This window comes from Natronobiforma cellulositropha (assembly GCF_025629245.1).
GTDB lineage: Archaea > Halobacteriota > Halobacteria > Halobacteriales > Natrialbaceae > Natronobiforma > Natronobiforma cellulositropha.
The window spans coordinates 1-24,784 of record NZ_JANZXN010000014.1 but is presented as its reverse complement, the minus strand read 5'-3'; the positions used below and the strand labels follow the sequence as shown (position 1 = coordinate 24,784).

29 protein-coding genes and 1 tRNA gene are annotated in these 24,784 nt (G+C 66.2%); 19 read left to right on the top strand and 11 right to left on the bottom strand.

Translation table 11 applies throughout. The features are described from left to right. Nucleotides 1–10 precede the first annotated feature (10 nt). Entirely contained in the window at nucleotides 11–532 is a 522-nt protein-coding gene (locus N0B15_RS05435; protein ID WP_263018503.1) for an SRPBCC family protein, read from the bottom strand. A 144-nt stretch (nucleotides 533–676) separates the two neighbouring features. Between N0B15_RS05435 and N0B15_RS05430 the strand changes: the two genes are divergently transcribed. The 6 genes from N0B15_RS05430 (at nucleotide 677) to hpt (ending at nucleotide 6,247) form a co-directional block, all read left to right on the top strand. Next, nucleotides 677–2,239 carry a serpin family protein gene (locus tag N0B15_RS05430; RefSeq protein WP_263018501.1) on the top strand — a complete coding sequence of 521 codons (1,563 nt, stop codon included), beginning with the start codon at nucleotides 677–679 and terminating at the stop codon, nucleotides 2,237–2,239. Between the two features lie 106 nt (nucleotides 2,240–2,345). Further along, nucleotides 2,346–3,077: an NAD(P)/FAD-dependent oxidoreductase gene (locus N0B15_RS05425; protein WP_263018499.1), complete on the top strand. Its 732-nt coding sequence runs from the start codon at nucleotides 2,346–2,348 to the stop codon at nucleotides 3,075–3,077. 118 nt (nucleotides 3,078–3,195) lie between these two features. Next, nucleotides 3,196–3,567 (top strand): hypothetical protein, encoded by a 372-nt coding sequence (locus N0B15_RS05420; protein WP_263018498.1) that lies wholly within the window; start codon nucleotides 3,196–3,198, stop codon nucleotides 3,565–3,567. Between the two features lie 47 nt (nucleotides 3,568–3,614). Then, nucleotides 3,615–4,769, top strand: coding sequence for a bifunctional phosphopantothenoylcysteine decarboxylase/phosphopantothenate--cysteine ligase CoaBC (gene coaBC, locus N0B15_RS05415; RefSeq protein ID WP_263018496.1), 1,155 nt, complete (start codon nucleotides 3,615–3,617; stop codon nucleotides 4,767–4,769). Nucleotides 4,770–5,015: 246 nt separating this feature from the next. Continuing rightward, nucleotides 5,016–5,585: a DUF7344 domain-containing protein gene (locus N0B15_RS05410; protein ID WP_263018494.1), complete on the top strand. Its 570-nt coding sequence runs from the start codon at nucleotides 5,016–5,018 to the stop codon at nucleotides 5,583–5,585. 92 nt (nucleotides 5,586–5,677) lie between these two features. Beyond that, the gene (gene hpt / locus N0B15_RS05405) at nucleotides 5,678–6,247 is read left to right on the top strand and encodes a hypoxanthine/guanine phosphoribosyltransferase (protein WP_263018493.1); all 570 of its coding nucleotides are present in this window, start codon (nucleotides 5,678–5,680) and stop codon (nucleotides 6,245–6,247) included. A 119-nt stretch (nucleotides 6,248–6,366) separates the two neighbouring features. Here the strand turns inward: hpt and N0B15_RS05400 are convergent, their stop codons facing one another. The 7 genes from N0B15_RS05400 to N0B15_RS05370 form a co-directional block, all read right to left on the bottom strand. Then, the gene (locus N0B15_RS05400) at nucleotides 6,367–7,713 is read right to left on the bottom strand and encodes an ABC transporter ATP-binding protein (RefSeq protein WP_263018492.1); all 1,347 of its coding nucleotides are present in this window, start codon (nucleotides 7,711–7,713) and stop codon (nucleotides 6,367–6,369) included. Next, on the bottom strand, nucleotides 7,710–8,780 hold the full coding sequence (locus N0B15_RS05395; protein ID WP_263018491.1) for an ABC transporter ATP-binding protein: 1,071 nt from the start codon (nucleotides 8,778–8,780) through the stop codon (nucleotides 7,710–7,712). Before N0B15_RS05395 ends, N0B15_RS05400 begins: the two co-directional genes overlap by 4 nt. Continuing rightward, a complete protein-coding gene (locus N0B15_RS05390; protein ID WP_263018490.1) occupies nucleotides 8,777–9,970 on the bottom strand; it encodes an ABC transporter permease in 1,194 nt (397 codons plus the stop codon). Before N0B15_RS05390 ends, N0B15_RS05395 begins: the two co-directional genes overlap by 4 nt. Continuing rightward, complete coding sequence (locus N0B15_RS05385; RefSeq protein WP_263018489.1) at nucleotides 9,967–10,941, bottom strand: ABC transporter permease; 975 nt, start codon at nucleotides 10,939–10,941, stop codon at nucleotides 9,967–9,969. Before N0B15_RS05385 ends, N0B15_RS05390 begins: the two co-directional genes overlap by 4 nt. A 112-nt stretch (nucleotides 10,942–11,053) precedes the next feature. After that, a complete protein-coding gene (locus tag N0B15_RS05380) occupies nucleotides 11,054–12,889 on the bottom strand; it encodes an ABC transporter substrate-binding protein (RefSeq protein ID WP_263018487.1) in 1,836 nt (611 codons plus the stop codon). Between the two features lie 567 nt (nucleotides 12,890–13,456). After that, nucleotides 13,457–13,531 (bottom strand) — tRNA-Met (locus N0B15_RS05375). Nucleotides 13,532–13,751: 220 nt separating this feature from the next. After that, a complete protein-coding gene (locus tag N0B15_RS05370; protein ID WP_263018486.1) occupies nucleotides 13,752–14,018 on the bottom strand; it encodes an HAH_0734 family protein in 267 nt (88 codons plus the stop codon). A gap of 146 nt (nucleotides 14,019–14,164) precedes the next feature. Between N0B15_RS05370 and N0B15_RS05365 the strand changes: the two genes are divergently transcribed. From N0B15_RS05365 to N0B15_RS05340, 6 genes are all read left to right on the top strand, one after another. Further along, nucleotides 14,165–14,449, top strand: coding sequence for a 50S ribosomal protein L44e (locus N0B15_RS05365; RefSeq protein ID WP_263018484.1), 285 nt, complete (start codon nucleotides 14,165–14,167; stop codon nucleotides 14,447–14,449). Between the two features lie 4 nt (nucleotides 14,450–14,453). Continuing rightward, nucleotides 14,454–14,627, top strand: a complete 174-nt coding sequence (locus tag N0B15_RS05360) for a 30S ribosomal protein S27e (protein ID WP_263018482.1) — start codon at nucleotides 14,454–14,456, stop codon at nucleotides 14,625–14,627. Next, on the top strand, nucleotides 14,624–15,421 hold the full coding sequence (locus tag N0B15_RS05355) for a translation initiation factor IF-2 subunit alpha (protein WP_263018481.1): 798 nt from the start codon (nucleotides 14,624–14,626) through the stop codon (nucleotides 15,419–15,421). The genes N0B15_RS05360 and N0B15_RS05355 overlap by 4 nt, the downstream gene beginning before the upstream one ends. Further along, on the top strand, nucleotides 15,422–15,604 hold the full coding sequence (locus N0B15_RS05350; RefSeq protein ID WP_263018480.1) for an RNA-protein complex protein Nop10: 183 nt from the start codon (nucleotides 15,422–15,424) through the stop codon (nucleotides 15,602–15,604). It begins immediately after the preceding gene. 3 nt (nucleotides 15,605–15,607) lie between these two features. After that, nucleotides 15,608–16,381: a proteasome assembly chaperone family protein gene (locus tag N0B15_RS05345; RefSeq protein ID WP_263018479.1), complete on the top strand. Its 774-nt coding sequence runs from the start codon at nucleotides 15,608–15,610 to the stop codon at nucleotides 16,379–16,381. A 97-nt stretch (nucleotides 16,382–16,478) separates the two neighbouring features. Then, on the top strand, nucleotides 16,479–17,075 hold the full coding sequence (locus tag N0B15_RS05340) for a J domain-containing protein (protein ID WP_263018478.1): 597 nt from the start codon (nucleotides 16,479–16,481) through the stop codon (nucleotides 17,073–17,075). Between the two features lie 40 nt (nucleotides 17,076–17,115). Here the strand turns inward: N0B15_RS05340 and N0B15_RS05335 are convergent, their stop codons facing one another. Both N0B15_RS05335 and N0B15_RS05330 read right to left on the bottom strand, forming a co-directional pair. Then, nucleotides 17,116–17,391: a HalOD1 output domain-containing protein gene (locus tag N0B15_RS05335; RefSeq protein WP_263018477.1), complete on the bottom strand. Its 276-nt coding sequence runs from the start codon at nucleotides 17,389–17,391 to the stop codon at nucleotides 17,116–17,118. Between the two features lie 80 nt (nucleotides 17,392–17,471). Next, a complete protein-coding gene (locus N0B15_RS05330; protein WP_263018476.1) occupies nucleotides 17,472–18,251 on the bottom strand; it encodes a DUF7839 domain-containing protein in 780 nt (259 codons plus the stop codon). 138 nt (nucleotides 18,252–18,389) lie between these two features. Between N0B15_RS05330 and artA the strand changes: the two genes are divergently transcribed. From artA to N0B15_RS05300, 6 genes are all read left to right on the top strand, one after another. Then, on the top strand, nucleotides 18,390–19,442 hold the full coding sequence (artA, locus tag N0B15_RS05325) for an archaeosortase A (protein WP_263018551.1): 1,053 nt from the start codon (nucleotides 18,390–18,392) through the stop codon (nucleotides 19,440–19,442). Next, on the top strand, nucleotides 19,439–20,155 hold the full coding sequence (locus N0B15_RS05320) for a metallophosphoesterase (RefSeq protein WP_263018475.1): 717 nt from the start codon (nucleotides 19,439–19,441) through the stop codon (nucleotides 20,153–20,155). Before artA ends, N0B15_RS05320 begins: the two co-directional genes overlap by 4 nt. A gap of 95 nt (nucleotides 20,156–20,250) precedes the next feature. Next, nucleotides 20,251–21,102: a phosphatase PAP2 family protein gene (locus N0B15_RS05315; protein WP_263018474.1), complete on the top strand. Its 852-nt coding sequence runs from the start codon at nucleotides 20,251–20,253 to the stop codon at nucleotides 21,100–21,102. Between the two features lie 54 nt (nucleotides 21,103–21,156). Continuing rightward, the gene (locus N0B15_RS05310; protein WP_263018473.1) at nucleotides 21,157–22,347 is read left to right on the top strand and encodes a threonine synthase; all 1,191 of its coding nucleotides are present in this window, start codon (nucleotides 21,157–21,159) and stop codon (nucleotides 22,345–22,347) included. A gap of 72 nt (nucleotides 22,348–22,419) precedes the next feature. Then, on the top strand, nucleotides 22,420–22,854 hold the full coding sequence (locus N0B15_RS05305; protein ID WP_263018472.1) for a hypothetical protein: 435 nt from the start codon (nucleotides 22,420–22,422) through the stop codon (nucleotides 22,852–22,854). A gap of 260 nt (nucleotides 22,855–23,114) precedes the next feature. After that, nucleotides 23,115–23,549, top strand: coding sequence for a hypothetical protein (locus N0B15_RS05300; RefSeq protein ID WP_263018471.1), 435 nt, complete (start codon nucleotides 23,115–23,117; stop codon nucleotides 23,547–23,549). Nucleotides 23,550–23,778: 229 nt separating this feature from the next. Here N0B15_RS05300 and N0B15_RS05295 read toward each other — a convergent pair whose 3' ends face one another. Continuing rightward, entirely contained in the window at nucleotides 23,779–23,922 is a 144-nt protein-coding gene (locus tag N0B15_RS05295) for a hypothetical protein (protein WP_263018470.1), read from the bottom strand. Nucleotides 23,923–23,975: 53 nt separating this feature from the next. Between N0B15_RS05295 and N0B15_RS05290 the strand changes: the two genes are divergently transcribed. Next, the coding region (locus N0B15_RS05290) for a transposase (RefSeq protein ID WP_263018468.1) at nucleotides 23,976–24,784 on the top strand (809 nt) is incomplete at its 3' end.

Here is a 24,784-nt window from a genome sequence, read left to right as displayed (position 1 = left end):
TTCGAACGGGTCAGGGCGATTCGTGGACGACCAGTTCGACGTCCCGAGGCGTGCCTTCCACGTCGGCGACGAGGCGGCGGACGACGCGCTCGGCCTCGGCGAGCAGCCGCGGGCGGAGTTTCCGAATCGCCCAGTCGAGCGAGACGAACCGGGGGAGCGAGATGGCGTCCTCGTTCGCCGAGTGCGGGTCGTAACTCGCCGAGAAGTAGATCCGACTCGCCGTCTCCTCGTCCTCGGGGGCCGCCTCGGGTTCGGGTTCGATCCGCCACTCACCTTCGGCGTCGAGGTTCTTCCGTAACTCCCAGCGCAGCGAGGTCGGCTCCTCGATCGCCGTCACCCTCGAGTAGGCCGTGTAGTGGAGTTTCCACCAGGCCAGGCGCAGGTCGTACTCGGTGCCGGGACCCCCATCGCCGCGGGCGGTGACCGACTCGAGGTGCTCGGCGTAGTGAGGGTAGCGCTCGAACGCAGACAGGTAGGGAAAGGTCTCCTCGGGGGTGCGGTAGACGACCGTGCTGAGGACGATTCTATCCACGCGTTCGCTATGACTCGAGTCGACTGTAAGGATTGCTATCGGGGTCCACAGCCGTCCGTCGCTGGGTCGGGAACCGGGGAGTGATCATCCACCGAAACAGACAATCCCCGAACAGTTATGTGGGGTTAAAATCAACAACGAGTCATGGAATTAAACCGACGACGGGTACTGTCCGGATCGTCGGCCGCACTGGTCGGACTGTTCCTCTCGAGTTACGCGACGGCAACGGAGGGCTCGAGTGGCTCCGCTACGGTGGGCGAACTTGGCGCGTCCGTGAGCGCCTTCGGTCTCGATGTCCACCACGAACTGGTGGCCGAAGACCCCGGAGCGAACCTGCTGGTGTCGCCGTACAGCGCCTCGATCGCCCTCGCGATGACCTGGGCCGGTGCGCGCGGAGAGACCGAGATCGAACTCGCCGACGCGCTCCGATTCCCCTACGAGCAGGACGAACTCCACGCCGTCTACGGCCAGCTAGACGACCTCCTCGAGTCGGTGTCGACGGACGACGAAGAAAGCAGCGGCGAAGACTGGGACGACGAGGTAGCACCGCCGGGAGAACTCTCGCTCAGCACGGCGAACGCGCTCTGGGGCCAGGCGGGCTACCCGTTCTCGGAGGCGTTCCTCGAGCGCCTCTCGACACACTACGGTGCCGGGATGAACGAGGTCGACTACGGGGCGGACCCCGAAGCCGCCCGCGAGGAGATCAACGCCTGGGTCGAAGCGCAGACCGAAGAGCGAATCGAGGACCTCCTCCCGCAGGGGAGTCTCGACGAACTCACCCGACTCGTGCTGACGAACGCGGTCTACTTCGCAGCCGACTGGCAGCGGCCGTTCTTCGAGGAGTTGACCGCCGAGGCACCGTTCACGACGCTCACCGGCGAGACGGTGACGGCGAAGCTGATGCACCACGCCGAGACCGAACGCCTCCCCTACGCCGAGGTCGACGGCACACAGGTGGTCTCGTTGCCGTACGCGGGCGAAGAGGTCGACATGGTCTGTCTCCTCCCACCCGAAGGCGAGTTCGAGGCGGTCGAGGCGTCGCTCGACGGGGCGACGCTCGAGACGATGCTCGAGGCACTCGAGCCGACCTACGGGAGCGTCTCGCTCCCTCAGTTCTCCTTCGAATCGGACTTCTCGCTCGTCGAGACGCTCGAGGCGCTCGGCGTCGAAGCCGCCTTCGAACCGTCGACGGCGAACTTCTCGGGGATGGTCGACGAGGACGAGATGCCCGAAGACTTCGAGGGGGACGACCACACGCTCTACATCGACGACGTCTTCCAGCAGACGTTCATCGGCGTCGACGAGTTCGGAACGGAGGCCGCAGCGGCGACGGCCGTCATCGTCGGCGACGAGTCTGAGCCGCCAGCCCCGGCGTTCGAGTTCGTCGCCGACCGGCCGTTCCTGTTTCTCATCCGCCACCGCGAGACGAACACCGTGCTGTTTCTCGGACGGGTGGTCGAACTCGAGGATGCAGGAGAGAGCGAGGACGACGGCATCGAGGTCGGCGAGTACACCGCACGCGACGTCGACGGGGACGGTCTCTACCGTGACCTGAACGGCAACGGACGACTCGACAGCGACGACGTCGTCGTCTTCTTCGAACACCTCGACGAGCCAGCGGTCCAGGGGAACGTCGACGCCTTCGACTTCTCCGGGAGCGGCAGTGTCGGCTTCGGTGACGTCGTAGCGCTCTTCGAGAGCCTGTAAGCGCTCGAGCGGCCGGGTGACTCCCCCTCCATCTCGAGCGGGGACGCACCACGGTCCCGGTGGGAACCCACCACGTTTGAATACCACGCCCGCACAACGGGACACCATGAGAGACGTATGCATCGTCGGCGGTGGCGTCGCGGGTCTCGCGAGCGCCATCTTCACCGCCCGCGCCGGACTCGAGACGGTCGTCGTCGACGGCGGCGAGTCGATCCTCGCACGGAACGCCAGCCTCGAGAACTACCCCGGCTTTCCCGACGGCGTCGACGCCAGACGCTACCTCGAGTTGGTCCGCGAGCAGGCGGCGACGGCGGGGGCGACACTCGAGTTGGGACGGGTGAGCGAGGTGAGCGCGCTCGAGGCGGACGACCCCGAGGCGGGGTTCGCCGTCGAAACCGACGGTGGCGACCCGCTGACGGCCCGGCGTGTCGTCGCGGCCTCCTGGCCAGACAGCGAGTACCTCGTCGGTCTCGGCGTCGAACGCCGCCAGGCCGGGAGCAAGTACTTCCTCGAGGTCGACGAGACCGGGCGGACGGGCGTCGACGGGGTGTACGCCGCCGGACGGATCGCGGGCGAGCCACACCAGACGGTCGTCTCCGCGGGCCACGGCGCGAAGGTCGGTCTCGCGGTGATCCACGACTCGGGGACGCCCTTCTACCACGACTGGGTCGCCCCGGAGGGCTACTTCACCGGCCGCGGCCGGGAGGTGCCGCCGGCGATCGAAGAGATCGACGACGAGGAGCGTCGTTCCCGCGACGAGCGCGCCCGGGAGACGGTCCTCGAGCGCTTCGCCGACCCGCTCGAGGACGAACCCACGATGCACCCGAGCGTCGAGTAGTAACGGGGCGAGGTTCGGTGGACGCACTCGAGCGAGCGCGAGGCTCGTGTGAGGGTGTGAGAACAGCCGTCGAGAGCGAGCGAAAGCTATACTCGTCTGCTAGGTCAAGAGATGCGATATGAGCGACATCGACGACACGACGTACACCGCGGGGATCGCCATCGGTACCGCCCTGGTCGTACTCGGCGTGGTTGCCTACGCACTCTCTGACTTCGCGAGCGCGACGGCACTCATCCCGTCGATCTTCGGCGTGGCGTTCGTCGCGCTCGGACAGGTGGGACGGAACACCGACCGGCGCGCGGTCGCCGTCTACGGCCTGGGTGTGCTGGCGCTGCTCGGTCTCGTCGGCAGTTTCCAGGGCATTACCGACGTGATCTCGCTCGCAACTGGCGGCGACGTCGACCGGCCCGTTGCCGCGGTCTCGCAGGCGATCATGGCGCTCTTCTCGCTCGTCGTGCTCGTCCTCGTTGGCCGGTCGGCGGCCGAGTGAGTCCCAATCCATACCCCTAAACCGCTGACTCTCCTACCGAGAGGCGAATGCTCGAGGGAGTCAACGTCGCACTCGGCGTCACCGGGTCGATCGCCGCGGTGAAGACGGTCGAACTCGCACACGAACTGCGCCGACACGGAGCGTCGGTCAGAGCCATCACGACCGACAGTTCGCAGGGGATCATCAACCCCTGGGCGCTCGAGTTCGCGACCGGCGAGGCGGTCGTCACGGAGATTACGGGCCGGGTCGAACACGTCGAACTCTGTGGCTACGACGGCTGGGCGGACGCGCTCCTGGTCGCGCCCGCGACGGCGAACACCGTCGGCAAGATCGCGGCCGCGGTCGACGACACGCCGGTGACGACGACGGCGACGACGGCGCTCGGCGCGGGTCTCCCGGTGGTGATCGCCCCTGCGATGCACGAACCGATGTACGACCACCCGGGCGTGCTCGAGGCACTCGAGCGCGTCGAGTCCTGGGGCGTCGAGTTCGTCGAGCCACGGCTCGAGGAGGGGAAGGCGAAACTCGCGAGCGAGGAGGCGATCTGTTCCGGCGTCGCGCGCGCCGTGGGTGAACGGCCGCTCGAGGGACGACACGTCGTCGTCACCTCGGGGGCGACCAGCGAGGCGGTCGATCCGGTTCGGGTGCTGACCAACCGCTCGTCGGGCAAGACCGGGCGGGCGGTCGCACGGGCGTGTTACGTCCTCGGCGCGGACGTGACGCTCGTCCACGACGGCGGCGAGGTGCCCTACGCCGACGTCCGCCGCGTCGAGAGCGAGGCGGAGATGCGGGAGGCGACGGTCGAGGTCTGTGCCGCCGCCGACGCGCTGGTCTCGGTCGCCGCCATCAGCGACTACACACTCGAGGCGCACGAGGAGAAGATCCGCTCGGGTGAGGAGCTGACGCTCGAACTCGAGCCGACGCCGAAACTGCTCGATGCGGTGCGCGAGCGCCACCCCAACCTGGCGATCGTCGGCTTCAAAGCCGAGACCGGCGCCGACGAGGCGGCGATGATCGAAGCGGCGCGCGGGGTGCTCGAGCGCGTCGGCTGTGCGTTCGTCGTCGCCAACGACGCGAGCGTGATGGGCGAGGACCGGACGCGGGCGCTGTTGGTCCACGCGAACGACGCGGCGCGCTACGAGGGGACGAAGGCGGGACTGGCGCGCGAGGTCGCGGCGTCGGTGGCGGTCGTCCTCGAGTAGTCGAAGAGCTGTCAGCTATGCGTGCGGTCGTCGCGACCGACGCCATCGGTTGGCTATCAGGTGACGTGTATTCGGCCAGCCATCGTGGCGCCGTCTCCCGGTAGCGATAAATTATTACCAACAGAGTAATGATTTACAAATCGGCTGATGAGTTGGTCACGAGAATTATATAGAAGGCGTTCCTGACACGAATTAATGGGTTGGACCTGCGGCTCGTTCGGACGCAGATCGAGGTGAACAGAGGTGATGAAGAGTCCCACACAGACGGAACCGCTCTCGAAAGGAGACATCTTCGAGGTACTTCGCAATCAGCGCCGTCGGTACGTCCTCCAGTACCTGAAACAGGACGACAGCGCGGTCGAGCTGGGTGATCTCGCCCAGCAGGTCGCCGCCTGGGAGTACGAGACGACGCTCGAGGAGGTGACCCCCGAACAGCGAAAGCGCGTCTACACCACGCTCCAGCAGACGCACCTCCCGAAGATGGATCAGTCCGGTATTCTCGTCTTCGACGCCGACCGCGGTCTCATCGAGGCGACCGACCGCGCCGCCGATCTCAGCATCTACCTCGAGATCGTTCCCGGCCGGGAGTTCGCCTGGCGAGAGCTGTACCTCTCGCTGGGTGCGGTGAGCTGTGCGCTGGTCGCGGCGCTCTGGATGGGAATCTATCCGCTGACCGTCCTCTCGGATCTGGTGTGGGCGACGGTCATCGCCTTCACGTTCACCGTGACCGCCGCGGCACACATCTACCACGAGCGAAACATGCGGCTGGGCCACGGCGACCACCCGCCGGAGTTGAGCTACGGCACGGACGACTGAACCCACGACCGGCAGTTGCGGCAACCGACGCGTACAGTCGGCGACGCGACGGCGACCGTCAGCTTTTACTCGCTCACCGAACCACCCACGGCATGGATCAGCTGAAGCGCTCGTTACTCGACGCGCCGATCATCGAGAAGAACGGCTATCACTACTTCGTCCACCCGATCAGTGACGGCGTTCCCAAACTCGAGCCGACGCTGCTTCGCGAGATCGTCATCCGCATCACCCGAAAGGCGAACCTCGAGGAAGTCGACCGGATCGTCACGCCCGCAGCGATGGGCATCCACATCTCGACGGCCGTCTCGTTGATGACGGACATTCCGCTGACGGTGATTCGAAAGCGCGAGTACGGACTCGAGGGCGAGGTCGCCATCTCCCAGCGGACGGGCTACTCCGAGAACGAGATGTACATCAACGACGTCCGCGAGGGCGAGCGCGTGCTCGTCTTAGACGACGTGCTCTCGACCGGCGGGACGCTCGCCGCGGTGCTCGAAGCGCTCGACGAGATCGGTGCCGTCGTCGTCGATACGGTCGCCGTCATCAAGAAGACCGGCGGCGAGAACAGAGTCGAAGACGCGGGCTACCACGTCAAGACGCTGATCAACGTCGACGTCGTCGACGGCGAGGTCGTGATCGTCGACGAGTTCGGCGACGATTGAACGCGGCCTGGATACACTCACTGGTTCTCCACTCGGCGTCGCCTCGATGCAGCCCGCCGGTGGCGCTCGATCCGATGGCTGTCCCGTCTGTCCACGCCTGTTCTCGAGTGGAACGCCTCTCAGCGCCGCGGCCGTGGCTCACTCTCGGCTGGCGCTCCACCGGCAGGTGACGCCCGGTCGGCATCCTCGAGCAGGTGACAGGCGACGCGGTGGCCTGTGCGCCCGTCGCGGTGCTCGAGTGTCGGGCGCTCACACAGACAGACGCTCTCGAGCGCGGTGGCGAGGTGGTCGGCCGCCCCGTCGAGGTCGCCGTCGTAGAGGGCGCTGGCGGTGTGCTCGAGTGCTCGGTCGGCGTGGGCATCAGCGAGCGACGGCGGCAGGTCGAACTCAGCGCGCAGTCGGGTCGTGAACGCCTCCCGGTCGACGGCCGCCGGATCGCTCACGGTCGGGTCGTTGACGATGACGGCGTCGCGGATCGCTTCGGGATCGACCTCACGCGTACGTAGCCGGTGGAGCACGTCGACGAGTCGACGCCAGTGGCGCCCCTCGAGGTCGACAGCCTCGGGCTGGATGACGTCCGGACACCGCGTGTGGAAGCGACAGCCAGGCGGCGGGTTCGCGGGACTCGGCAGGTCGCCGGTGAGGCGCACGCGGCCGCTATCGCGCTGGGTCGGGTCCGGGACGGGAATCGAGGAGACCAGCGCACGCGTGTAGGGGTGGCAGAGGTCTGCGAACAGGCGCTCGGCGGGTCCACACTCGACGAGTTCGCCCAGGTACATCACGCCGATCGAATCACAGAGCGAGCGGACGACCCCGAGGTTGTGACTGATGAACAGCACGCTCAGGCCGAAGCGCTCGGTGAGCGTCCGCAACAGCGAGAGGATGTCCGCCTGTACCGAGACGTCGAGCGAGGAGACCGGTTCGTCGGCGATCAGCAGGTCCGGGTCGGTGACGAGCGCACGGGCGAGCGCGAGACGCTGTTTCTGGCCGCCGCTGAACTCGTGTGGGTAGCGGTCGGCGTCGCTCGCACGCAGTCCGACGCGCTCGAGGACGCCCTCGACGCGCGCTCGGCGTCGCTCGCGGTCGGCGAGTCCGTTGACGACGAGCGGTTCGGCGACCGACTCGCCGACGGTCATCCGGGGGTCGAAACTCGAGTCCGGATCCTGGAAGACCGCCCCGGTCCGGCGCCGGAAACGCTGTCTCTCTCGCCCGGTCAGGTCGTCGAGCGCCCGTCCGTCGAAGCGAACCGTCCCCCCAGTCGGTTCCTCGAGACCGAGGACCATGGCCGCAGTCGTCGACTTCCCACAGCCGGACTCGCCGACGAGACCGAACGTCTCGCCGTGATCGATCGAGAAGTCGACGCCGTCGACGGCCCTGATGCGGCCGACCTCGCGGTTCAACAGCCCCTTCCGGATCGGGTAGTGTTTCTCGAGACCGGTAACCTCGAGAATCGGGCCGTCGGTCACCGCGGCCCACCTCCGTCGATGCCAGCGTCCGGGCGGTCGCTGACACGCTGTGTCTCCTCGGCTGTGGGGTGGCGCTCGAGGTCGATCGCCCCCCGATACTCGCGGTGATAGCCCAGACAGGAGGCGACGTGGTCGTCGCCGACGGTGGAAGGCGGTGGCCGCCCACCAGCGTGGCACTCTTCGATCGCGTGTGGACAGCGCGGGGCGAAGCGACAGCCGTCGGGCGGGTCGATCGGACTCGGTAAGGTGCCGCCGATCGGTTCGACCTCCCCGTCGACGCCGGGGAGACACTCGAGGAGCGCGCGCGTGTACGGGTGTGCCGGACGCTCGAAGAGGTCGACGACGTCGGCGCGCTCGAGCACCGTCCCCGCGTAGAGGACGACGACGCGGTCTGCGAGTCGAGCGACGACGCCGAGGTCGTGGGTGACGAGGAGGATCGACATCCCGCGTTCGGCCTGCAGCGACGCGAGGAGGTCGAGGATGTCGGCCTGGACCGTCACGTCGAGGGCGGTCGTCGGTTCGTCGGCGATCAGGAGGTCGGGATCGCAGGCGAGCGCCATCGCGATGGCGACGCGCTGTTTCTGGCCGGTCGAGAACTCGTGTGGATAGTCGTCGACGCGGGCGGCCGGGTCGGGGATGCCGACGGACTCGAGGAGGTCGATCGCGCGCGCTCTGGCGTGGCGTCTCGAGACGCGCCGGTGGGCACGGATCGCCTCGCCGATCTGTGCGCCGACGCTGTAGACGGGGTTGAGCGAGCCTTGCGGGTTCTGGAAGACGTGGGCGATCCTCGAGCCACGGATCGTGCGTAACTCGTCTTCGGCCATCGAGGTCACGTCGGTGCCGTCGAAGCGGATCTCACCGCCGACGATCCGTCCTGGTGGGGTCGCGAGCAGGCGCGTGATCGACTCGGCGGTCACCGTCTTTCCGCTGCCGCTCTCGCCGACGAGACAGACGGTTTCGCCGCGGCCGACGTCGAAGCTGACGCCGTCGACGGCGCGGACGACGCCCTCGTCGGTGTGAAACTGCGCCCTGAGGTCGCGGATCGAGAGGAGTGAGTCGTCGGTCATCGCCCGCGGTTCACCTCGTGTCTCGGATCGAGAGCGTCTCTGAGGGCGTCACCCAGGAAGTTGAACGCGAGCACGGTCAGGAACAAGACCAGTCCGGGAATCGTCGACACCCACCAGGCGCTCGCGAGGCTCTCACGGCCGTCGGCGATGATCCGTCCCCACGACCAGACCGAGGGGTCGCCGAAGCCGAGGAAGGCGACGACCGCCTCGAAGAGGATCACGATGGGGATCAACAGCGTCGCCCCGGTGACGACCGTGTTCGAGACGTTCGGCACGACGTGGCGTCGGATGACGTACCACGGCCCGCCACCGGCCGCGCGGGCAGCGTCGATGTACGCCTCCTCGCGTCGCTGGAGGGCCTCGCTCCGGATCAGACGCGCCTGGCCGCCCCAGGTGGTGAACGCGAGAATGAGCACCAGCACGAACAGGTTGCCGCCGTAGATGTAGACGAGAAAGAGGATGAAAAACAGCGTCGGAAACGTCATCAACAGGTCGACGCCGCGCATGAGCAGGTCGTCGACCCGGCCGCCGACGAACGCGGCCGTCGTCCCCACCACGGTCGCGAGACCGATACTGATCGTCGTCGCGATCAGCCCGACCTGCATGCTCACGCGAGCGCCCGCGACGACGATCTCGAGGATCCCCTCACCGTTTCGAGTCGTCCCGAGCGGGTGGGCGAACGTACCCCCGAAGCCGACCGGCGGGGTGTGGCCGAGGTCCCACTGTGGTTCCGGATCGCCGAGCACCAGCGGTCCGATCAGACCGACGAGAAAGACGCCAGCCAGGAAGTACAGGCTGTAGACTCCGAGTCGGTTGCGTGCGATCCGCCGCCAGTAGTAGCGCGTCAGCCGCGGATTCTCCCACAGCGGGACCAGCGCGTAGCGGACGCCGACGAGCAGCGTCAACCCGAACAGCCAGTCGACGTGGCTCGGTGACGCCGTCAGGACCCCGTCCTCTCCGAGGAACGCGACACCCGTCGCGAGCGTGAGAAACGGCTCGTGGCTCGCCCGGGCGACGTGGTCGAACGCCCAGGCGGCGAGGAGACCGAGGAAACACGCGGCGGTCACCAGCGAGCGAGCGGTGACTCGGGCGCGATGGGCGTCCCGCTCGCTCGCCACCACCTCCCAGTCGATCGGCTCGAGTGTCGGCGCTCGCTCCCGGTCGGCAGTGGTGTCGGTGCTCGCCGTCACGGTGATCGCCCCTCGTAGTCGATTCGCGGGTCGAGGACGGTGTAGGCGAGGTCCTGGCACAGGTTCGCGACGATGGTGACGAACACCGGAATGAGCGTCGTCGCGAGGACGAGCGGGGTGTCCATGCGCACCAGCGCCTGGTAGCTCACGTAGCCGAGACCCGGGATGCCGAAGATCACCTCGACGACGTACGCCGTCGCGAAGATGATGCCGACGAGGTCCGCGACCAGAATCGTCACGAGCGGCACCGTCGCCGGCCGGAAGACGTGCCGGATCGTCACGGCGGTCTCGCTCAGCCCCTTCGCCCGCGCCGTCTTCGTCCACGTCGCCGAGACGTACTCGAGCGCCTCCGCGCGGGCGTAGCGCATCTCGGAGGCGACCGCGGCCGTCGCCAGCACCGTGATCGGTAAGACCAGATACGAGAGGTGCTCGAGCGACCAGAACGGGACCTCGCTGTCGTAACTGATCGGCGTGAGTCCGAGCAGCTCCCCGAAGACGAGCATGAGGACGATGGCGAACCAGAAGTTCGGAATACTGACGCCGAAGAAGGCGACGAGCGTCGCCGCGTAGTCCGCGGTGGTGTACTGGTGGGTCGCCGAGTAGAGACCGATGCCGAAGCCGACGACGACGGCGATGATCGTCGCGGGGATGACGGTGATCGCCGAGTAGACCCAGGCGTTCGCGATCACCGACGTCACGTCTTCGTTGTACGTCGTCGACTGTCCCCAGTCGAGGGAGAACATCGAGACCATGTAGGAGACGTACTGCGTCGTGAGCGAGTCACCTGCGCCGTGTTGCTGATCGACCAGTGCGCGCGCCTCTTCCGGATCGCTTCCGTCCTGGGCGGCCTGCCAGGCCGCCTGACTCGTCTCCGGGTTCGGTGAGGCCGCCAGCAGGGCGAAGGTGAGCGTCACGACCAGGAAGGTCGCGAACAGCGCCCACACCAGCCGTCGGCCGACGAACCACGCCATACTCACGGCGACCCACCTCGATATCGCTGTGGGCGAGGGGACGAACACCTGTTCAGTCGCCGAACGGGACCGAGACCGCCGTTCGAGCCGTTGTGGAGGGACACGGCTCGAGTTATCCGTGTGGGTCCTCGCTCGCCCAGTAGGTGTGGCGTTTGTACCCCCACGACGGGGAGACCGGTTCGGTCAGGACGACGTTTCGGTGGTAGCCGTGGATCGTATTGTCGAAGATCATGAAATTCGCCGGCTGCTCCTCGCTCAACAGACCGAACACCTCGCCGAAGCGCTCGCGTCGACGCTCGATGTCCGGTGCCGTCGCCGCCTCCTCGAGCAACCCCTCGAGATCCCCCGCGGGGACGTAGCCCATGAAGTTCGCCGTCCCCGCCTCCGTGAAGAACGCGCCGATGTTCTCCGGCGAGCGCGGGAACGTGTTGAGACTGAGCGACCACATGATGTCCCACTCGACGTCACTCGTGTAGCGGTCACGGCTGCCCGCGTTCAGCGTCGGGATGCCGCTGTCGCTCTCCTGGTAGGCGTAGCGCTCGAGGAGGACGTCACCGGGAACCGCCCGCTGTTCGACCGCGACGCCCAAATCCTCGATGGCGGCGGCGATGTACCGGCCGGAGTCGCGATAGACGCGCTCGCCAGTCTGGTAGACGAGCGTGAGCGCGACCTGCGAGCCCTCGGCATCGAGCAGCACGTCGCCGTCGTAGCCGTAGGCCGACGGCAGTTCGCGCTCGAGGATCGAACGGGCCGCCTCGGGGTCGTAGCTCTCACCCTCACCGAACTCACGAACGTGCGAGTCGTCGTAAAACTCGGAGTAGGTGGGCTGGAACGTGTGAGCGACGTCAGCGTTTCCGTCGAAGATGTTCTCGACGATCGATGTCTTCTCGACCGCCATGCTGAACGCCTGCCTGACCGACTGGTTTCGAAACGGTTCCCAGCCGTTCTCACGCTGGTTGTACGCCGCGAGGCGCAGAAACGGCGTCGGCGTCGTGACGGTCTCGACTGCGGATTCGTTCTCGAGTGCGTGTGCTTCGTCGGCGGGCAGTTCCGTGTACGTGATGCCGCCGGTTCTGAGCTCGGCGAGGCGCGTGCTCTGTTCCGGGAGGATGCGCATCACGTACCGTTCGAAGTACGGTGCGTCCTCCCAGTCGTCCGCGTCCGGTTCCGTCCCGCGGCGGTAGTAGTCGTCGTTTCGCTGGACGACGAACCGGTCTTCGATCTCGCGGCGGTCGAACGTGTACGGTCCCAGATTTCCTGCGTACTGAAACTCGAGGACTTCGTCTGCGGTGTTCAGCTCGTGGCCGGCGTCGCCGTCGCCGTCGACCCAGCGCTCGTAGTAGGGTTTGGTCAGTTCGCTCGGGAGGATCTGCGTCCCCCACATCGTCGGCCGCCGGACGAACAACGGATCGGGTTTCTCGAGGTCGACGACGAACGTCAACTCGGACTCGCGCTCGACGGAGACGACGTTCGACCAGTCGTCGCGGGTTGGATGGCCCACCCAGTTCTCCTCGGGCGTGACGACGTGGTTGTAGAACCACACCCAGTCGTCGGCCGTCTGCTGGCCGTAGTCGTTTCCCCACTCGAGGTTGTCACGGAGCGTGAAGGCGTAGGACTCCTCCCCGCGGTTCTCGTAGGACTCGACCCAGAAGCTGTAGAACTCGTCGTCCTCGTCGAGCGTGTAGGCACCGTCGAGGAGGAGCGTCGTCCGCAGGCCGGAGGCGTAATCGGTCGCTCGGTATGGACTCAACTCGCTCGCCTCGGCGGAGACCGCGTGGACCCACTCGGGGTGAATCTCCCGCTGGTCGAGCGTCACCCCGTCGGACCCGTTCTCGAGGCTTCGTCCACCGTCTGCGTCGAAACAACCGGCGAGACCGGCGAGACCGGCGACACCTGCGGCCTTGACAAGCGCCCGACGAGAAACGCCAGCAAACCGATTGTGGGACATAGTCCGGTAATGAAACCAAATGAGTATATAGATTGTGATCCGACGCTGAAACCCGTAGACACAGCCGCGACAGGTGTCGCAATTACCGGAGCGAACAGCGGTAGCTGGCGAACAGCGGGGTTACGACTCGGGTGTACACGGTGTACGAGCACATAATAATATAGCATATGATAGGTAAGGATCTGATTAAATCGTCGGAGTTCGACCGACCGTTCGTTCGGGAAGGGCGGTGTACTCGAGTGGGCGACGCCGTGGCCACGGTTTCGCTGTTGCTCACCTCGAAACGTATCGGGAGGTAGATTTGAACCACGCCGAAACGTGCTCGCGTCGCTGCGCGCGTCTCGTCTTATTCAAATCTAGTGCGCTTTCTGAGGCTCACGGCACTCGTCACTTCGTTCCTCGGTTGTGTTCGCCTCGAAACGTAGCGGGAGGTAGATTTGAACAACGCGAAGACCGCTCGCTTCGCTCACGGTCTTCTCTCGTTCGAACAACCACATACCATTTTCACGAATTCGGAGGGACTCACACCTCGCCCTGCTCGGTGTTCGTCGTTGAATTCGTGAAAAGTAGCGGGAGGTAGATTTGAACTACCGATCTGCGGGTTATGAGCCCGCCGGAATCTCCTGGCTATCCCATCCCGCTGGTTCCTTCTAACCCAGACCACTAGTTAAGGGTTGTGATTCGACCGCCGTATGCGTGTTTCTACCGCGAGGGGCGCTCCCCCGGGGCGTGGTACTCGAGCGGACGCGGCTCGACGACGGCAACTCGAGCGGTGACGAGGACGTCGCTCGAAGGGAGTCGAACCGAGACGGCGGGTCCACAGCGACCCGCGAGAGAAGCGAAAACGGACGTGAGAGTGCGTTCAGATCGCGAGCGGGCCTTTCGCCTGGATGACCGTGATCTCTTCGGCGTCGGCGTGGTCGACCTCGAGGAAGTGCGGGACGAAGTTTCGGAAGTCGTAATCTTCGCGCTCGCTCTCGTCACCGACCGTACACCACAGCTGGACGCGTTCGGGTCCGTGCCACTCTCCATTGCGGCTGATCCCGAAGCACGTCAGCTCCTCCCCTTCGTACTCGATGACGGCGTCCTTTCGGATGCCGGGGTCGCCGTTGATGATGAGCCGTCTCATGGGCGGGGGTTCGACCGACGGGGAATTAAGCGCTTCGAAGGAAGGGGCGAGCCGACCACCGGGCGTGTGACCCCTTCGCAGACGTGGCGGGAGAAAAACCAAACGGGTTTTAAGCGGGGGTGTCCAAGCGCACACCAAGAGATACCATGCAGATGCCACGCCGGTTCAACACGTATTGCCCACACTGTAAGGCACACCACGAACACGAAGTCGAGAAGGTCCGAACGGGCCGCCAGACGGGGATGAAACAGGTCGCAGACCGCCAACGACGACGGCAGGTTTCGACGATCGGGAACTCCGGGAAGTTCTCGAAGGTCCCGAGTGGTGACAAACCAACGAAGAAGGCCGACCTGAAGTACCGCTGCGGTGAGTGCGGCAAGGCTCACCTCCGCAAGGGATGGCGCGCAGGCCGACTCGAGTTCCAGGAGTAAACACATGGCAGGAAATTTCTACCTCGTCCGGTGCGGTGATTGTGAGAACGAACAGATCGTCTTCGGGAAAGCCTCGACCGAAGTCGCCTGCGCCGTCTGTGGGACGACGCTCGCGCGTCCGACCGGCGGTAAGGCGGACATCGACCACGAGGTCGTCGAGACCGTCGAAGCACGATGAAGTACGGCGGCTGGCCGAACCCCGGCGACCTCGTCGTCGGCAAGATCGACGAGATCGAAGACTTCGGTGTCTTCGTCGACTTAGAGGAGTACCAGGACAAACGCGGTCTGATCCACATCTCCGAGGTCGCGAGTGGCTGGATCAAGAACGTCCGCGATCACGTCCGCGAGGGCCAGATCGTCGTCTGTAAGGTCCTCGAGGTCGACGAGTCCCACGAACAGATCGACCTCTCGCTCAAGGACGTCAACGACCACCAACACTCCGATAAGATCCAGGAGTGGAAGAACGAGCAGAAGGCCGACAACTGGATGGGTCTCGCCTTCGGCGAAGAGGTCGACGACCACTACGTGAGCGTCGCCGACGAACTCCTCGGCTCGTTCGGCAGCCTCTACGACGCCTTCAAACAGGCGGCCATCCACGGCGAAGAGGCGCTCGAGCGCATCGACATCGCCGAGGAGGACGCCGCCGCGATCATCGAGACCGCACGCGAGAACGTCTCCGTTCCCTACGTCAACGTCACCGGCTACGTCGACCTAGAGAACGCCTCCGAGACCGGTGTCGAGGGCATCCGCGAGGCGCTGAAGGCCGCGGAAGGAAACGGCGACCTCCCCGACGGCGTCGACCTCGAGGTAACCTACGTCGGCGCACCCGAGTACCGGATCAAGGTCCGCGCGCCGAACTACAAGGTCGCCGAGGCCGAACTCGAGGAGAGTGCAGACCGGGCAGTCACCGCCATCGCAGCGGAAGGCGGGACGGGCGAGTTCCACCGCGAGCGACACAGCGACGACGAGTAGATGAAGTCGGACATCCGGGTGTGCAGCGCGTGGCGATCCGCCCACGATCGGCCGGTGTACACGCTCTCTGCGACCTGCCCCGTGTGTGGCGAACGGGCGGCCAACAGCGCTCCGGCACCGTTCGACCCGGCGGACCGCCACGGCGAGTACCGACGCGCTCTTAAGCGTCGCAATCGCGAGTAGCGTATGGACGAACTCGAGATCGACGACGTCTCGTCAGTGACACTCGACGACCCGGTGTTCGTCGAGGGGCTTCCGGGAGTCGGCCACGTCGGTAAACTCGCCGCAGACCACATTTTAGAGGAGTACGAAGACGAGACGACGCTCGTTCGCCGGATTTACTCACAGGAGTTTCCCCCACAGGTCACCGTCGAAGGCGGTGTGTCGTCGTTGACCTGCGCGAACGTACACGCGGTCGAACCCGGAGACGGCGGCCGGGACCTCCTCGTCCTCACGGGCGACCACCAGGCGCAGACGACACAGGGTCACTACGTGCTGACCGACGCCTTTCTCGACGTCGCCGCCGAGTTCGACTCGAGCGAGGTGTTCGCGCTGGGCGGCGTCCCGACGGGCGAACTCATCGACGAGTACGCCGTCATCGGGGCGGTCAACGACGAGTCGCTCGTCGAGGACCTCGAGACCGTCGGCGTCGAGTTCCGCGAGAACGAACCCGCCGGCGGTATCGTCGGTGTCAGCGGACTGCTGCTCGGTCTCGGTTCGCGCCGCGGCTTCGACGCGACGTGTCTGATGGGGGAGACGAGCGGCTACCTCGTCGACCCGAAGAGCGCCCGTGCCGTGCTCAACGTACTCGAGGAGGTACTCGCACTCGACTTCGAGTACGACTCGCTCGACGAGCGTGCCGACGAGATGGAAGACGTCATCGGCAAGATTCAGGAGATGGAGCGCAAGCAGCAGGCGATGGAGATGCCGAGCGACGACGACCTTCGGTACATCGGCTGACGCCGGCGTCTGCGATAGCTGCTGAACACGCCGACTGTGCCCCGGCGGCGCCGGGACGAGCGAGCGATTCTTTAGCCGAGATTGCGTAGACGTACCCGTGCCCGCGAACGTCGTGGAGTCGATTCCGCCGTCTGTCCTCGCCGGACTGGTACTCGGCGGTCTCTTCAGCGTCTTCGCTGCCGGATTGTTCCTCGTCGGCGAGCGGCTGTTCCCGAGTCGACAGCCGGCCGAGACGGCCTACTCGAGCGACGCCCGACGACGCGCGGAGATTCGCACGTATCTCGAACGGATCGGCGAGCGGTACGTCGAGGACGCCGAGGTCGCCGGCCAACGGGTCGCCTTTTACTTACCAACGCGTGACGTCGCAGTCACCTTCGACGCCCAGGCGTACTTCAGAATCGGCAACGCGACCGGGACGTACGCAATCCTCGTCGAACACGAGATGCCGGGCCACCACCTCGGGGGCAGGCTTCCGTTCGACGTTCCCGAACTCGAGCGCGAACTGCGTGACGCTCGCGACCCGGTCGCGGTCGCCTACGAGGCGCTCGGGTTACCGGCGACGGCCGATCAAGCGCAGGTCAGAGCGGCCTACCGCGACCGGGTCAAGGACGTGCATCCGGACCACGGCGGCGACGAAGCGTCGTTTCGCCGTATTCAGGAGGCGTACGTGACCGCGAAAGAGCACGCGAAGTGACGCGGCCACCGGGGCGGAGGGCGAGGACCGACAGCGGCTCTCAGTCGCTGGCGAGACCGTCGTTCACCGTGGAGGCGGCGGGGTGAGCGGGCGTCACCCGCACGTCACCGTCACCGGAGACGGAGACGACGTGGCCGCGGTAGACGAACTCGAGCGACGGCGCACCGGAACGTCCCGATGCGTCACGAAACAGTGCGTCGAGGGCACTCGTCTCGATCACGTCGTACAGCGGCGGCTCGAGCGCAGCCGGTTCGACGCCTTCGGTCTCGGCGACCGCTTCGATGACGGTGATGCTCACGGGGGTGTCGGGGTCCATATCTCGCGTGGCCACGAACGGAAATATAAATACAGCGGATTGTCTCCGAGCGGTGACGGACGCCAGACCACCAGGGCCACTCAGCCTTCGCGCACTTCGTATGCGACACCAGCGTCGCGCAGGACGTCGGTCACACGGCCGACGGCGTCGGTGGTCGCGAGCGCACACACCAGCAGTCCACGCTCTGCGGCGTCGGCAGCCACGTCGCCGACGGCGAACGTGACGGCAGGGTCGATTCCCCGCTCGCGGAGCGTGACGACCGCCTCGACGCCGGTCGCGACGACGAGGTCGGCATCGGCACAGGCGGCGGCGACCGCCTCCCCGTCGACGCGTCGGCTCCCACCGGTGCGGACAGTCGGCACCTGAAAGACGGTGACAGAGCCTGGATCGAGGTCGATGACGCCCTCGAAGTCGGTGACTCCGACGTCGGTTCCGGCTGTCGCAGCCGTCGTCGCGACGCCGGTTGCTGGTCCCTCGTCGCCGGCCGTCGCGTGGAGTAACCCGTCGCTGACGGTCAGGGAGACGGTGTCGCCCTCGCCGATCTCGTCGGTGGCGATGGCGGCGTCTTCGTTCATCGCCTCGAGCACGTCCTCGGTGACGTGGTCGGCGAACCGGCGGACGTCGCTCGCGGCCTGAAACAGCCAGTCGACGCCCTCTTTGGTCACTCGGTAGCGCGAGCGTCCCTCCTTCTCGACGAGTCCGTCCTCGACGAGTTCACGGATGTACTCGCTGACGGCCTGGCTCGTGACGCCGACGTGCCCGGCGATCTCTCCCTGACTCACTGCAGGCTGGCGCTCGGCGATCTGGACGAGGATCCGAAACCGCGTCGCGGCCCGCTTGTTGTCGAGGACGTCGACCATGCCCCGACTTCGGCCGAGCGGTTCAAAAAGGTACGCAGTCGTCGGGGTCGCTCTTCGAGCGGCGCTGTCCGGCCCGACCGTATCCAGCGACGAGCGTCAGGTTGATAGCACTCGCCTCCCTCACCTCGGATAGTGAGTATGTCGTCCACCGCGGCACTCGAGGTGTCGCCGGTTCCCACCGCCCTCGCCCTCCCCGACGCCGCGCAACTCGAGCCGGTGGTGACGCCGCTGGCGCTCCCCGAGTCCTACACGCTCGCCGTCTCGGACGCCCTCGGCTGGATCGTCATCGGCCTGTTCGTCTTCGCCGCGCTGCTCGAGTACCGCGGCCAGCTCGAGGTCGCGACCTACGTCGCCGCAGGGGGGAGCGTCCTCTTCGGGTTCTTCTGGCTGTGGGTCGCCCCGCACTTCTTCTACGAGGCACAGAGCCCGCTCCAGACGATCCTGAGCCTCGCCGCGCTGCCGCTGTTCGTCTACGTCGGCCTGCTGTTGGTTCGCGGGCGCACCTCCCTGCTCGTGCTCACCCGTGCCATCGCCATCATGGGTATCATCTACTTCCCCGCCGAGACGGTGCCGGTCTTCCGCCAGTGGCTGATCGAGACCACGGCAGCCCAGACCCACTACGGGATGGAACTGCTCGGCTCGAGCCCCGGTCTCAACGAGGGAGCCAACGGCTACCTGAGCCGGTTCAACTTCGACCCCGACGAGACCGCGACCGGACGGACGACCTACATCGTCCTCGCGTGTACGGGCATCGGCAGCATCTCCATCTTCGGCGGCCTGATCGCCTCCGTGAGCGCGCCGCTGCGGCGAAAACTGGCGGCGTTCGCGCTGGCCGTCGGCGTCATCTGGATTCTCAACCTCGCGCGGAACGTCTTCGTCGGTCTCGCGACCCCGCACGGCTGGTTCCAGTACGAGCCGCTGATCTACGTCACGACCGAGTGGATGGGGTCGGTCCCGGAGCGGACCTCGTTTCTCGTCGCCCACAACTTCATCGCCCAGACCCTCTCGGTCGTCGCCTTACTCGCGATCACCTACCTCGTGATCAAGGTGCTCCCCGAGGTGTTCGGACCGCTCGAGGAGGCGCTGTTCGTCCTCACCGGTACCGAGTACGACCTCGAAGCGGCCCTCGGTGCGGGTGAGGCGGACACCGACGCGCCCGCAGTGGACGGACACGCCGACAGCGCCGAATGACCGCCGGAACGGCGGTCGACCTGCCGTTTACCCCGCTCGAGCGTGCCGTCTCCGTCCCGGGGGCCGACGCGCTCGTCCTCGCCGACATCCACTTCGGCCGGGGGGCGGTCTCGCGCGTCGAGGCTCCGCTCGACGACGATTCCGACGTGCTCGAGCGACTCGCCGACGCACTCACACGGGTCGAACCCGCCACCGTCGTCGTCGCGGGCGACCTGCTCCACTCGTTCTCGTGGCTCCCGCCGGGTGTCGAGCGCTCGCTCTCGAGACTCGAGGCGACGGTCGCGGCGGCGGGTGCGCGCCTGCAGGTGACGCCGGGAAACCACGACACCATGCTCGAGGGGTGTTACGACGGCGAACAGTCTGCGGCCTACCGTCTCGCAGACGGCGAGACAGTGGTCTGTCACGGCCACGAACGGCCGTCGCTCGAGGGAGTGCGCTACATCGTCGGCCACGACCACCCGGCGCTGTCGGTCGACGGACGCAAGCGGCCGTGTTTCCTCTACGGGCCGGACGCCTACCGCGGTGCGGACGTGCTGGTACTGCCCGCGTTCACCAGACTCGCGGCGGGTGCGACGGTCAACGGGATGTACGGCCGGGACTTTCAGTCGCCGCTCGTGACCGATCCGGACGCGTTCTACCCCGGTGTCTGGGACGAGGCGGCCGAGTCCGTCCGCTGGTTTCCACCGCTCGGGCGCTGTCGCGGGCTGTTGTGACCGCACGGGACCGAGGCTAACGCAGCCGGTGCAGGCACGGGGCCGAGTCCGCCGGGGAAAACCAGAAGAGGGGCTACGGAGTACTCTCCAGGAGTATGCGTGACGTCGGAGAGATCGAGACCGCACAGTCGCTCGTCCCGGAGTGGGCGCTGCCGGTCGTCGAACTCCTCACGGTGCTGGGCGACGTCTGGTTTCTGCTCCTCGTCGGTGCGCTCGCCTACTGGTTCGGCGGGCGCGAGCGCGGCGCGTACACCTTCGCGCTGGTACTCGGCGGCTTAGCGCTCGTCGCGGCGACGAAAGCCATCTTCGCCGTTCCGCGCCCGCCGGCGGACCTCCACCTGATCGCGACCCAGACGACGAGCTTTCCGAGCGGCCACGCCACGGGAACCGCCATCGTCTACGGTGCGCTCGCGCTCACGTTCGACCGGGTCGGAACACGCAGACAGCGGCTCGTGCTCGCAGGCGTGATCGTGGTCGTCGTCGGTCTCACCCGGATCGTCCTCGGCGTCCACTACGCCGTCGACGTAATCGCCGGCGTCGCCCTCGGCGTCGCCTACCTCGTCGCAGTGACGCGAGTCGCCCGTGGTGATCCACGCCTCGCGTTCGGCGTCGGCGCAGCGGTGGCCGTCGTCGGGACGGCACTCGGCGCGTTCTCGAGTGCGACCCCACAGGCGTCCTGTCTCGCAGCGGGCATCTGTCTGGACCGCGACGCGCTCGCGGCGGTCGTCGGGACGGCGAGCGCACTCGCCGTCTGGACCGTACTCGAGGACGCACGCGCCCCACGAGCGCGGTGGTACTCCGTCGGCATCCTCGCGTTCGCAGGACTCGTGGTGATCCCGGCCGTTCTGGCGGTCGGGGCGTTCGATCCGATGGCGGGCACGCGTGCGCTTGGTGCTGGCGTCGCCGTCGCGGCGATCATGTTCGTCCCGCTCGCCATCCGTGGGTAACGGACGCGAGCACGCGATGAGAGGCGTTTTGTCCTGCGGGTCGAAACCCCCGGTATGGAGACTACCGACGCGTTCGTCGGCCTCGAGTGTGTCGACTGTGAGACGGCCGTCGCCGCCGACACCGGGGTTCAGCGCTGTCCCGACTGCGGTGGCGCGCTCGACGCGCGCTACGATTACGACGCGATCACGCTCGAGCGGGAGACCCTCGAGTCGCGCCCGGTCGCGACGATGTGGCGCTACGAGGAACTGCTGCCGTTCGCGAAAGAGACGGCGGTGACGACCTACGAGGGCGCGACGCCGCTGGTGCCGTGTCCGAAACTCGCCGCCGAGCTGGGTGTCGCCCGCGTGTTCGTCAAAGACGAGGGGCGAAACCCGACGGGGACGGTCGCAGACCGGGACCAGGCGGTCGCGGTGACCGCCGCGCGCGCACTCGGTGCGAGCGACGTTGGACTCGCCACAGCGGGCGACGCCGGGCAGTCGGCCGCCGCCTACGCTGGCCGGGCCGGCCTCGAGTCACACGTGTTCGTCCCCGCACGGTCGGGCTTCTCGAGCAAGGCGATGATCAACGTCCACGGCGGCGACATGACCGTCGTCGGCGGCCGGATCGACGAGGCGACCGCCGCCTACGAGGAGGCGCTCGCCGAGGAGGGCTGGCACGACCTGCGCGCCTTCGAGACGCCGTACCGCCACGAAGGTCGCAAGACGCTGCTCTACGAGATCGTCGAACAGCTCGAGTGGACGGTCCCCGACGCCATCGTCACTCCGACGGGCCACGGCACCGGCGTCGTCGGAATGGCCAAGGGAGCGCGCGAACTCGAGCGTCTGGGGTGGATCGACGAGCGCCCGGCGCTGTACGCCGCCCAGGCGGCCGACTGCGCGCCGATCGCCGAGGCGTTCGAGAGTGGGGCGACGAGGCACGACCCCGTGGAGTATCCGGATACGATCTGCGGTGAGATCGAGATTCCAGACCCCACAGAGAGCGCGCTCGTCCTCGAGGCGCTGCGCGAGAGCGGTGGCGGCGCGGTCGCGACGGACGATCCGGCAATTCTCGAGGCCGCCGTCGCGGTGGCGAAGGGCGAGGGACTCGAGTCGACACCGAGTGCAGCGGCGGCCGCCAGCGGCGCGTGGGAACTCGGCGAGCAGGGCGTCTTCGACGGCGACGAGACGGTCGTCATCGTCAACACCGCCGCGGGGACCAAGGAGGCCGACGTGTTGCGCAGCCACCTGATGGGCCAGGGCGTCTGAGACGGTCTGTTGGGTTCTGACGGAATTTGTAAATTGAAAAACTAATCAATTGGAGGGGCGTACCCCTCCCACATGTCTGATGTCCCCGAGCGCCCACTCCCACGTCGAGCCTTCCTCGCCGCGACTGCCGTACCGGCACTTGCGGGCTGTATCATCGATTACGGGTCGTGCACCATCGGTGGACCGCCGTTCGAGACGGACGCCGTCGACTCGTTCATCACCAGTACCACGACCGGGGCCGCCGCAGACGGCGGGCCGTGTGACGACGACACAGAAACCTGTCTCCACGTCCACCTCGAGGTCGATCCGGACGAAATCGGGCTGATCGAGGTGCAAACGCCCGACGGCGAGGTAGTCCGGACGCAAGACGTCGACGAGCGGAACGTCACGAACTTCGAGGTCTCCGCAGGTGACAGAACCGACAGACAGGAGCGAACCATCGTCCTGCGCGACGAGGACGGTGGCGCCGTCGACACCACCGACGTCCACACCCGGTGTCGGCTGTAACACCCAGACGACGAATCGAGTGCGCACCTCTGCCGATCGGATTTAATTCGCACACATAATAAATATAATAATTAGATATTAAGTATTCTTTCCTCCAAAACAGCCGGTGCATCACCGTATTCTCCTCGCCGCGGCCGCCATACCGGCGCTCGCCGGTTGTATTCTCTGTCTCAGCTCGTGTACGGGAAAGCACCTGCTTAGCTTTGACGGTATTCACAAATTAGAAAAGGTAATTAGTTGGTGGGCCGCACCCCTCCCATATGTCTGATGTCCCCGAGCGCCCACTCCCACGTCGAGCCTTCCTCGCCGCGACTGCCGTCCCGGCGCTTGCGGGCTGTATCGTCGATTACGGGTCGTGCACGACCGGCGGACTGCCGTTCGAGACGGACGCCGTTGAGTCGTTCGTCATCAGCAGCGCGACCGGGGCCGCCGCGGACGGAGGGCCGTGTGACGACGACACGGGGCGCTGTCTCCACGTCCACCTCGAGGTCGATCCGGACGAAATCGGGCTGATCGAGGTGCAAACGCCCGACGGCGAGGTAGTCCGGACGCAGGACGTCGACGAGCGGAACGTCACGAACTTCGAGGTCTCCGCAGGCGACAGAACCGACAGACAGGAGCGAACCATCGTCCTGCGCGACGAGGACGGTGGCGCCGTCGACACCACCGACGTCCACACCCGGTGTCGGGTGTGACACCCAGATTGTGATTCGTCAGCCGGTGATCGCCCGAACGGGAGACCGTGATCGGACGGGTGAGCCGTCTCGACGCTCGAGTGAATTCCCCGATGATTTCGGAGGGGGCGGGCGTTTCCGCAGGGCTTTTGCTGCGGTCGGAGAAACGGGGCGGTATGACACAGAATAAAGCGCATGCCCCCGTCTTCAGGCGGGGGTCGAGCGGTAGGCACTGCCGAACAACCACCGACTACTGGCCGTCTGGGGTCTCCTCGCGGACACGCTTCTCGCCTTCGAGGAGCAACCCCTTCCACGTTAGCCCGCGATGTTTTTTCAGTTCTTTCAGGCGTTCATACTGTTCCTCGTCACCGAACTCGATTCGGATAGCGACCATACAGTATCACATGAACGGAACATTTATGTGCATTTCGGTCCAACACGTAGTTGATGAAGCGGACCAATCAGTTCGTCGTTCGCCCTCGATCCGAACAGGACCGGGAGCTACTGCACGAACTGTTGGACGCTTCAGCCAGCCTCTGGAACGAACTCACCTACGAACGACGCCAACAGTACTTCGACGGCGAAAGCATTTGGGACACCGCCGACTACCGCAAACAGTACGTCGGTGTTCTCGGGAGCGCCACCGCCCAACAGCTCATTCGCAAGAGCAAGAGTGCGTGGAAGTCGTTCTTCTCACTGAAAGAAGACGGCGAGAAGTGTTCCCCACCCGGCTACTGGGGCAACGAGGACGACGGTCGAACGTTGCGGACATACGTTCGCAACGACCAGTACACGCTCGAAATGGGCGAACGGTCGCGGCTCGAGATTCCGGTCGGCAAGGAACTCAAGGAGAAGTACGACCTTGGGTACCAAGAACGGCTNCCACCACTGGCGGACGAAACCGCCGCTCTGGATATCGGTGCGAACAACATCGTCGCCTGTACAACGACGACCGGCGAACAGTACCTCTACGAAGGGCGCGACCTGTTCGAGCGATTCCGCGAAACAACACGAGAAATCGCTCGGCTACAGTCGAAGCTCCGAGAGGGCCGGTACTCGTCGAACCGGATTCGGCGTCTGTACCGACGCCGGACGCGACGGCGCGACCATGCGATGGACGCACTCGCCCGCGGCCTGATCGAACGGTTGTACGACGAGGGTATTTCGACGGTGTACGTCGGCGATCTCACCGACGTACTGGAAACGCACTGGTCGGTGCAAGCGAACGCGAAGACGCACAACTTCTGGGCGTTCCG

What these genes read in the sequence shown, in the direction of transcription:
- N0B15_RS05430 (WP_263018501.1), top strand. Translation starts at nt 677, where the DNA reads ATGGAATTAAACCGACGACGGGTACTGTCCGGATCGTCGGCCGCACTG.
- N0B15_RS05425 (WP_263018499.1), top strand. Translation starts at nt 2,346, where the DNA reads ATGAGAGACGTATGCATCGTCGGCGGTGGCGTCGCGGGTCTCGCGAGC.
- N0B15_RS05420 (WP_263018498.1), top strand. Translation starts at nt 3,196, where the DNA reads ATGAGCGACATCGACGACACGACGTACACCGCGGGGATCGCCATCGGT.
- coaBC (WP_263018496.1), top strand. Translation starts at nt 3,615, where the DNA reads ATGCTCGAGGGAGTCAACGTCGCACTCGGCGTCACCGGGTCGATCGCC.
- N0B15_RS05410 (WP_263018494.1), top strand. Translation starts at nt 5,016, where the DNA reads ATGAAGAGTCCCACACAGACGGAACCGCTCTCGAAAGGAGACATCTTC.
- hpt (WP_263018493.1), top strand. Translation starts at nt 5,678, where the DNA reads ATGGATCAGCTGAAGCGCTCGTTACTCGACGCGCCGATCATCGAGAAG.
- N0B15_RS05395 (WP_263018491.1), bottom strand. Translation starts at nt 8,780, where the DNA reads ATGACCGACGACTCACTCCTCTCGATCCGCGACCTCAGGGCGCAGTTT.
- N0B15_RS05385 (WP_263018489.1), bottom strand. Translation starts at nt 10,941, where the DNA reads ATGGCGTGGTTCGTCGGCCGACGGCTGGTGTGGGCGCTGTTCGCGACC.
- N0B15_RS05380 (WP_263018487.1), bottom strand. Translation starts at nt 12,889, where the DNA reads ATGTCCCACAATCGGTTTGCTGGCGTTTCTCGTCGGGCGCTTGTCAAG.
- N0B15_RS05370 (WP_263018486.1), bottom strand. Translation starts at nt 14,018, where the DNA reads ATGAGACGGCTCATCATCAACGGCGACCCCGGCATCCGAAAGGACGCC.
- N0B15_RS05365 (WP_263018484.1), top strand. Translation starts at nt 14,165, where the DNA reads ATGCAGATGCCACGCCGGTTCAACACGTATTGCCCACACTGTAAGGCA.
- N0B15_RS05360 (WP_263018482.1), top strand. Translation starts at nt 14,454, where the DNA reads ATGGCAGGAAATTTCTACCTCGTCCGGTGCGGTGATTGTGAGAACGAA.
- N0B15_RS05355 (WP_263018481.1), top strand. Translation starts at nt 14,624, where the DNA reads ATGAAGTACGGCGGCTGGCCGAACCCCGGCGACCTCGTCGTCGGCAAG.
- N0B15_RS05350 (WP_263018480.1), top strand. Translation starts at nt 15,422, where the DNA reads ATGAAGTCGGACATCCGGGTGTGCAGCGCGTGGCGATCCGCCCACGAT.
- N0B15_RS05345 (WP_263018479.1), top strand. Translation starts at nt 15,608, where the DNA reads ATGGACGAACTCGAGATCGACGACGTCTCGTCAGTGACACTCGACGAC.
- N0B15_RS05335 (WP_263018477.1), bottom strand. Translation starts at nt 17,391, where the DNA reads ATGGACCCCGACACCCCCGTGAGCATCACCGTCATCGAAGCGGTCGCC.
- N0B15_RS05330 (WP_263018476.1), bottom strand. Translation starts at nt 18,251, where the DNA reads ATGGTCGACGTCCTCGACAACAAGCGGGCCGCGACGCGGTTTCGGATC.
- artA (WP_263018551.1), top strand. Translation starts at nt 18,390, where the DNA reads ATGTCGTCCACCGCGGCACTCGAGGTGTCGCCGGTTCCCACCGCCCTC.
- N0B15_RS05320 (WP_263018475.1), top strand. Translation starts at nt 19,439, where the DNA reads ATGACCGCCGGAACGGCGGTCGACCTGCCGTTTACCCCGCTCGAGCGT.
- N0B15_RS05315 (WP_263018474.1), top strand. Translation starts at nt 20,251, where the DNA reads ATGCGTGACGTCGGAGAGATCGAGACCGCACAGTCGCTCGTCCCGGAG.
- N0B15_RS05310 (WP_263018473.1), top strand. Translation starts at nt 21,157, where the DNA reads ATGGAGACTACCGACGCGTTCGTCGGCCTCGAGTGTGTCGACTGTGAG.
- N0B15_RS05305 (WP_263018472.1), top strand. Translation starts at nt 22,420, where the DNA reads ATGTCTGATGTCCCCGAGCGCCCACTCCCACGTCGAGCCTTCCTCGCC.
- N0B15_RS05300 (WP_263018471.1), top strand. Translation starts at nt 23,115, where the DNA reads ATGTCTGATGTCCCCGAGCGCCCACTCCCACGTCGAGCCTTCCTCGCC.
- N0B15_RS05295 (WP_263018470.1), bottom strand. Translation starts at nt 23,922, where the DNA reads ATGGTCGCTATCCGAATCGAGTTCGGTGACGAGGAACAGTATGAACGC.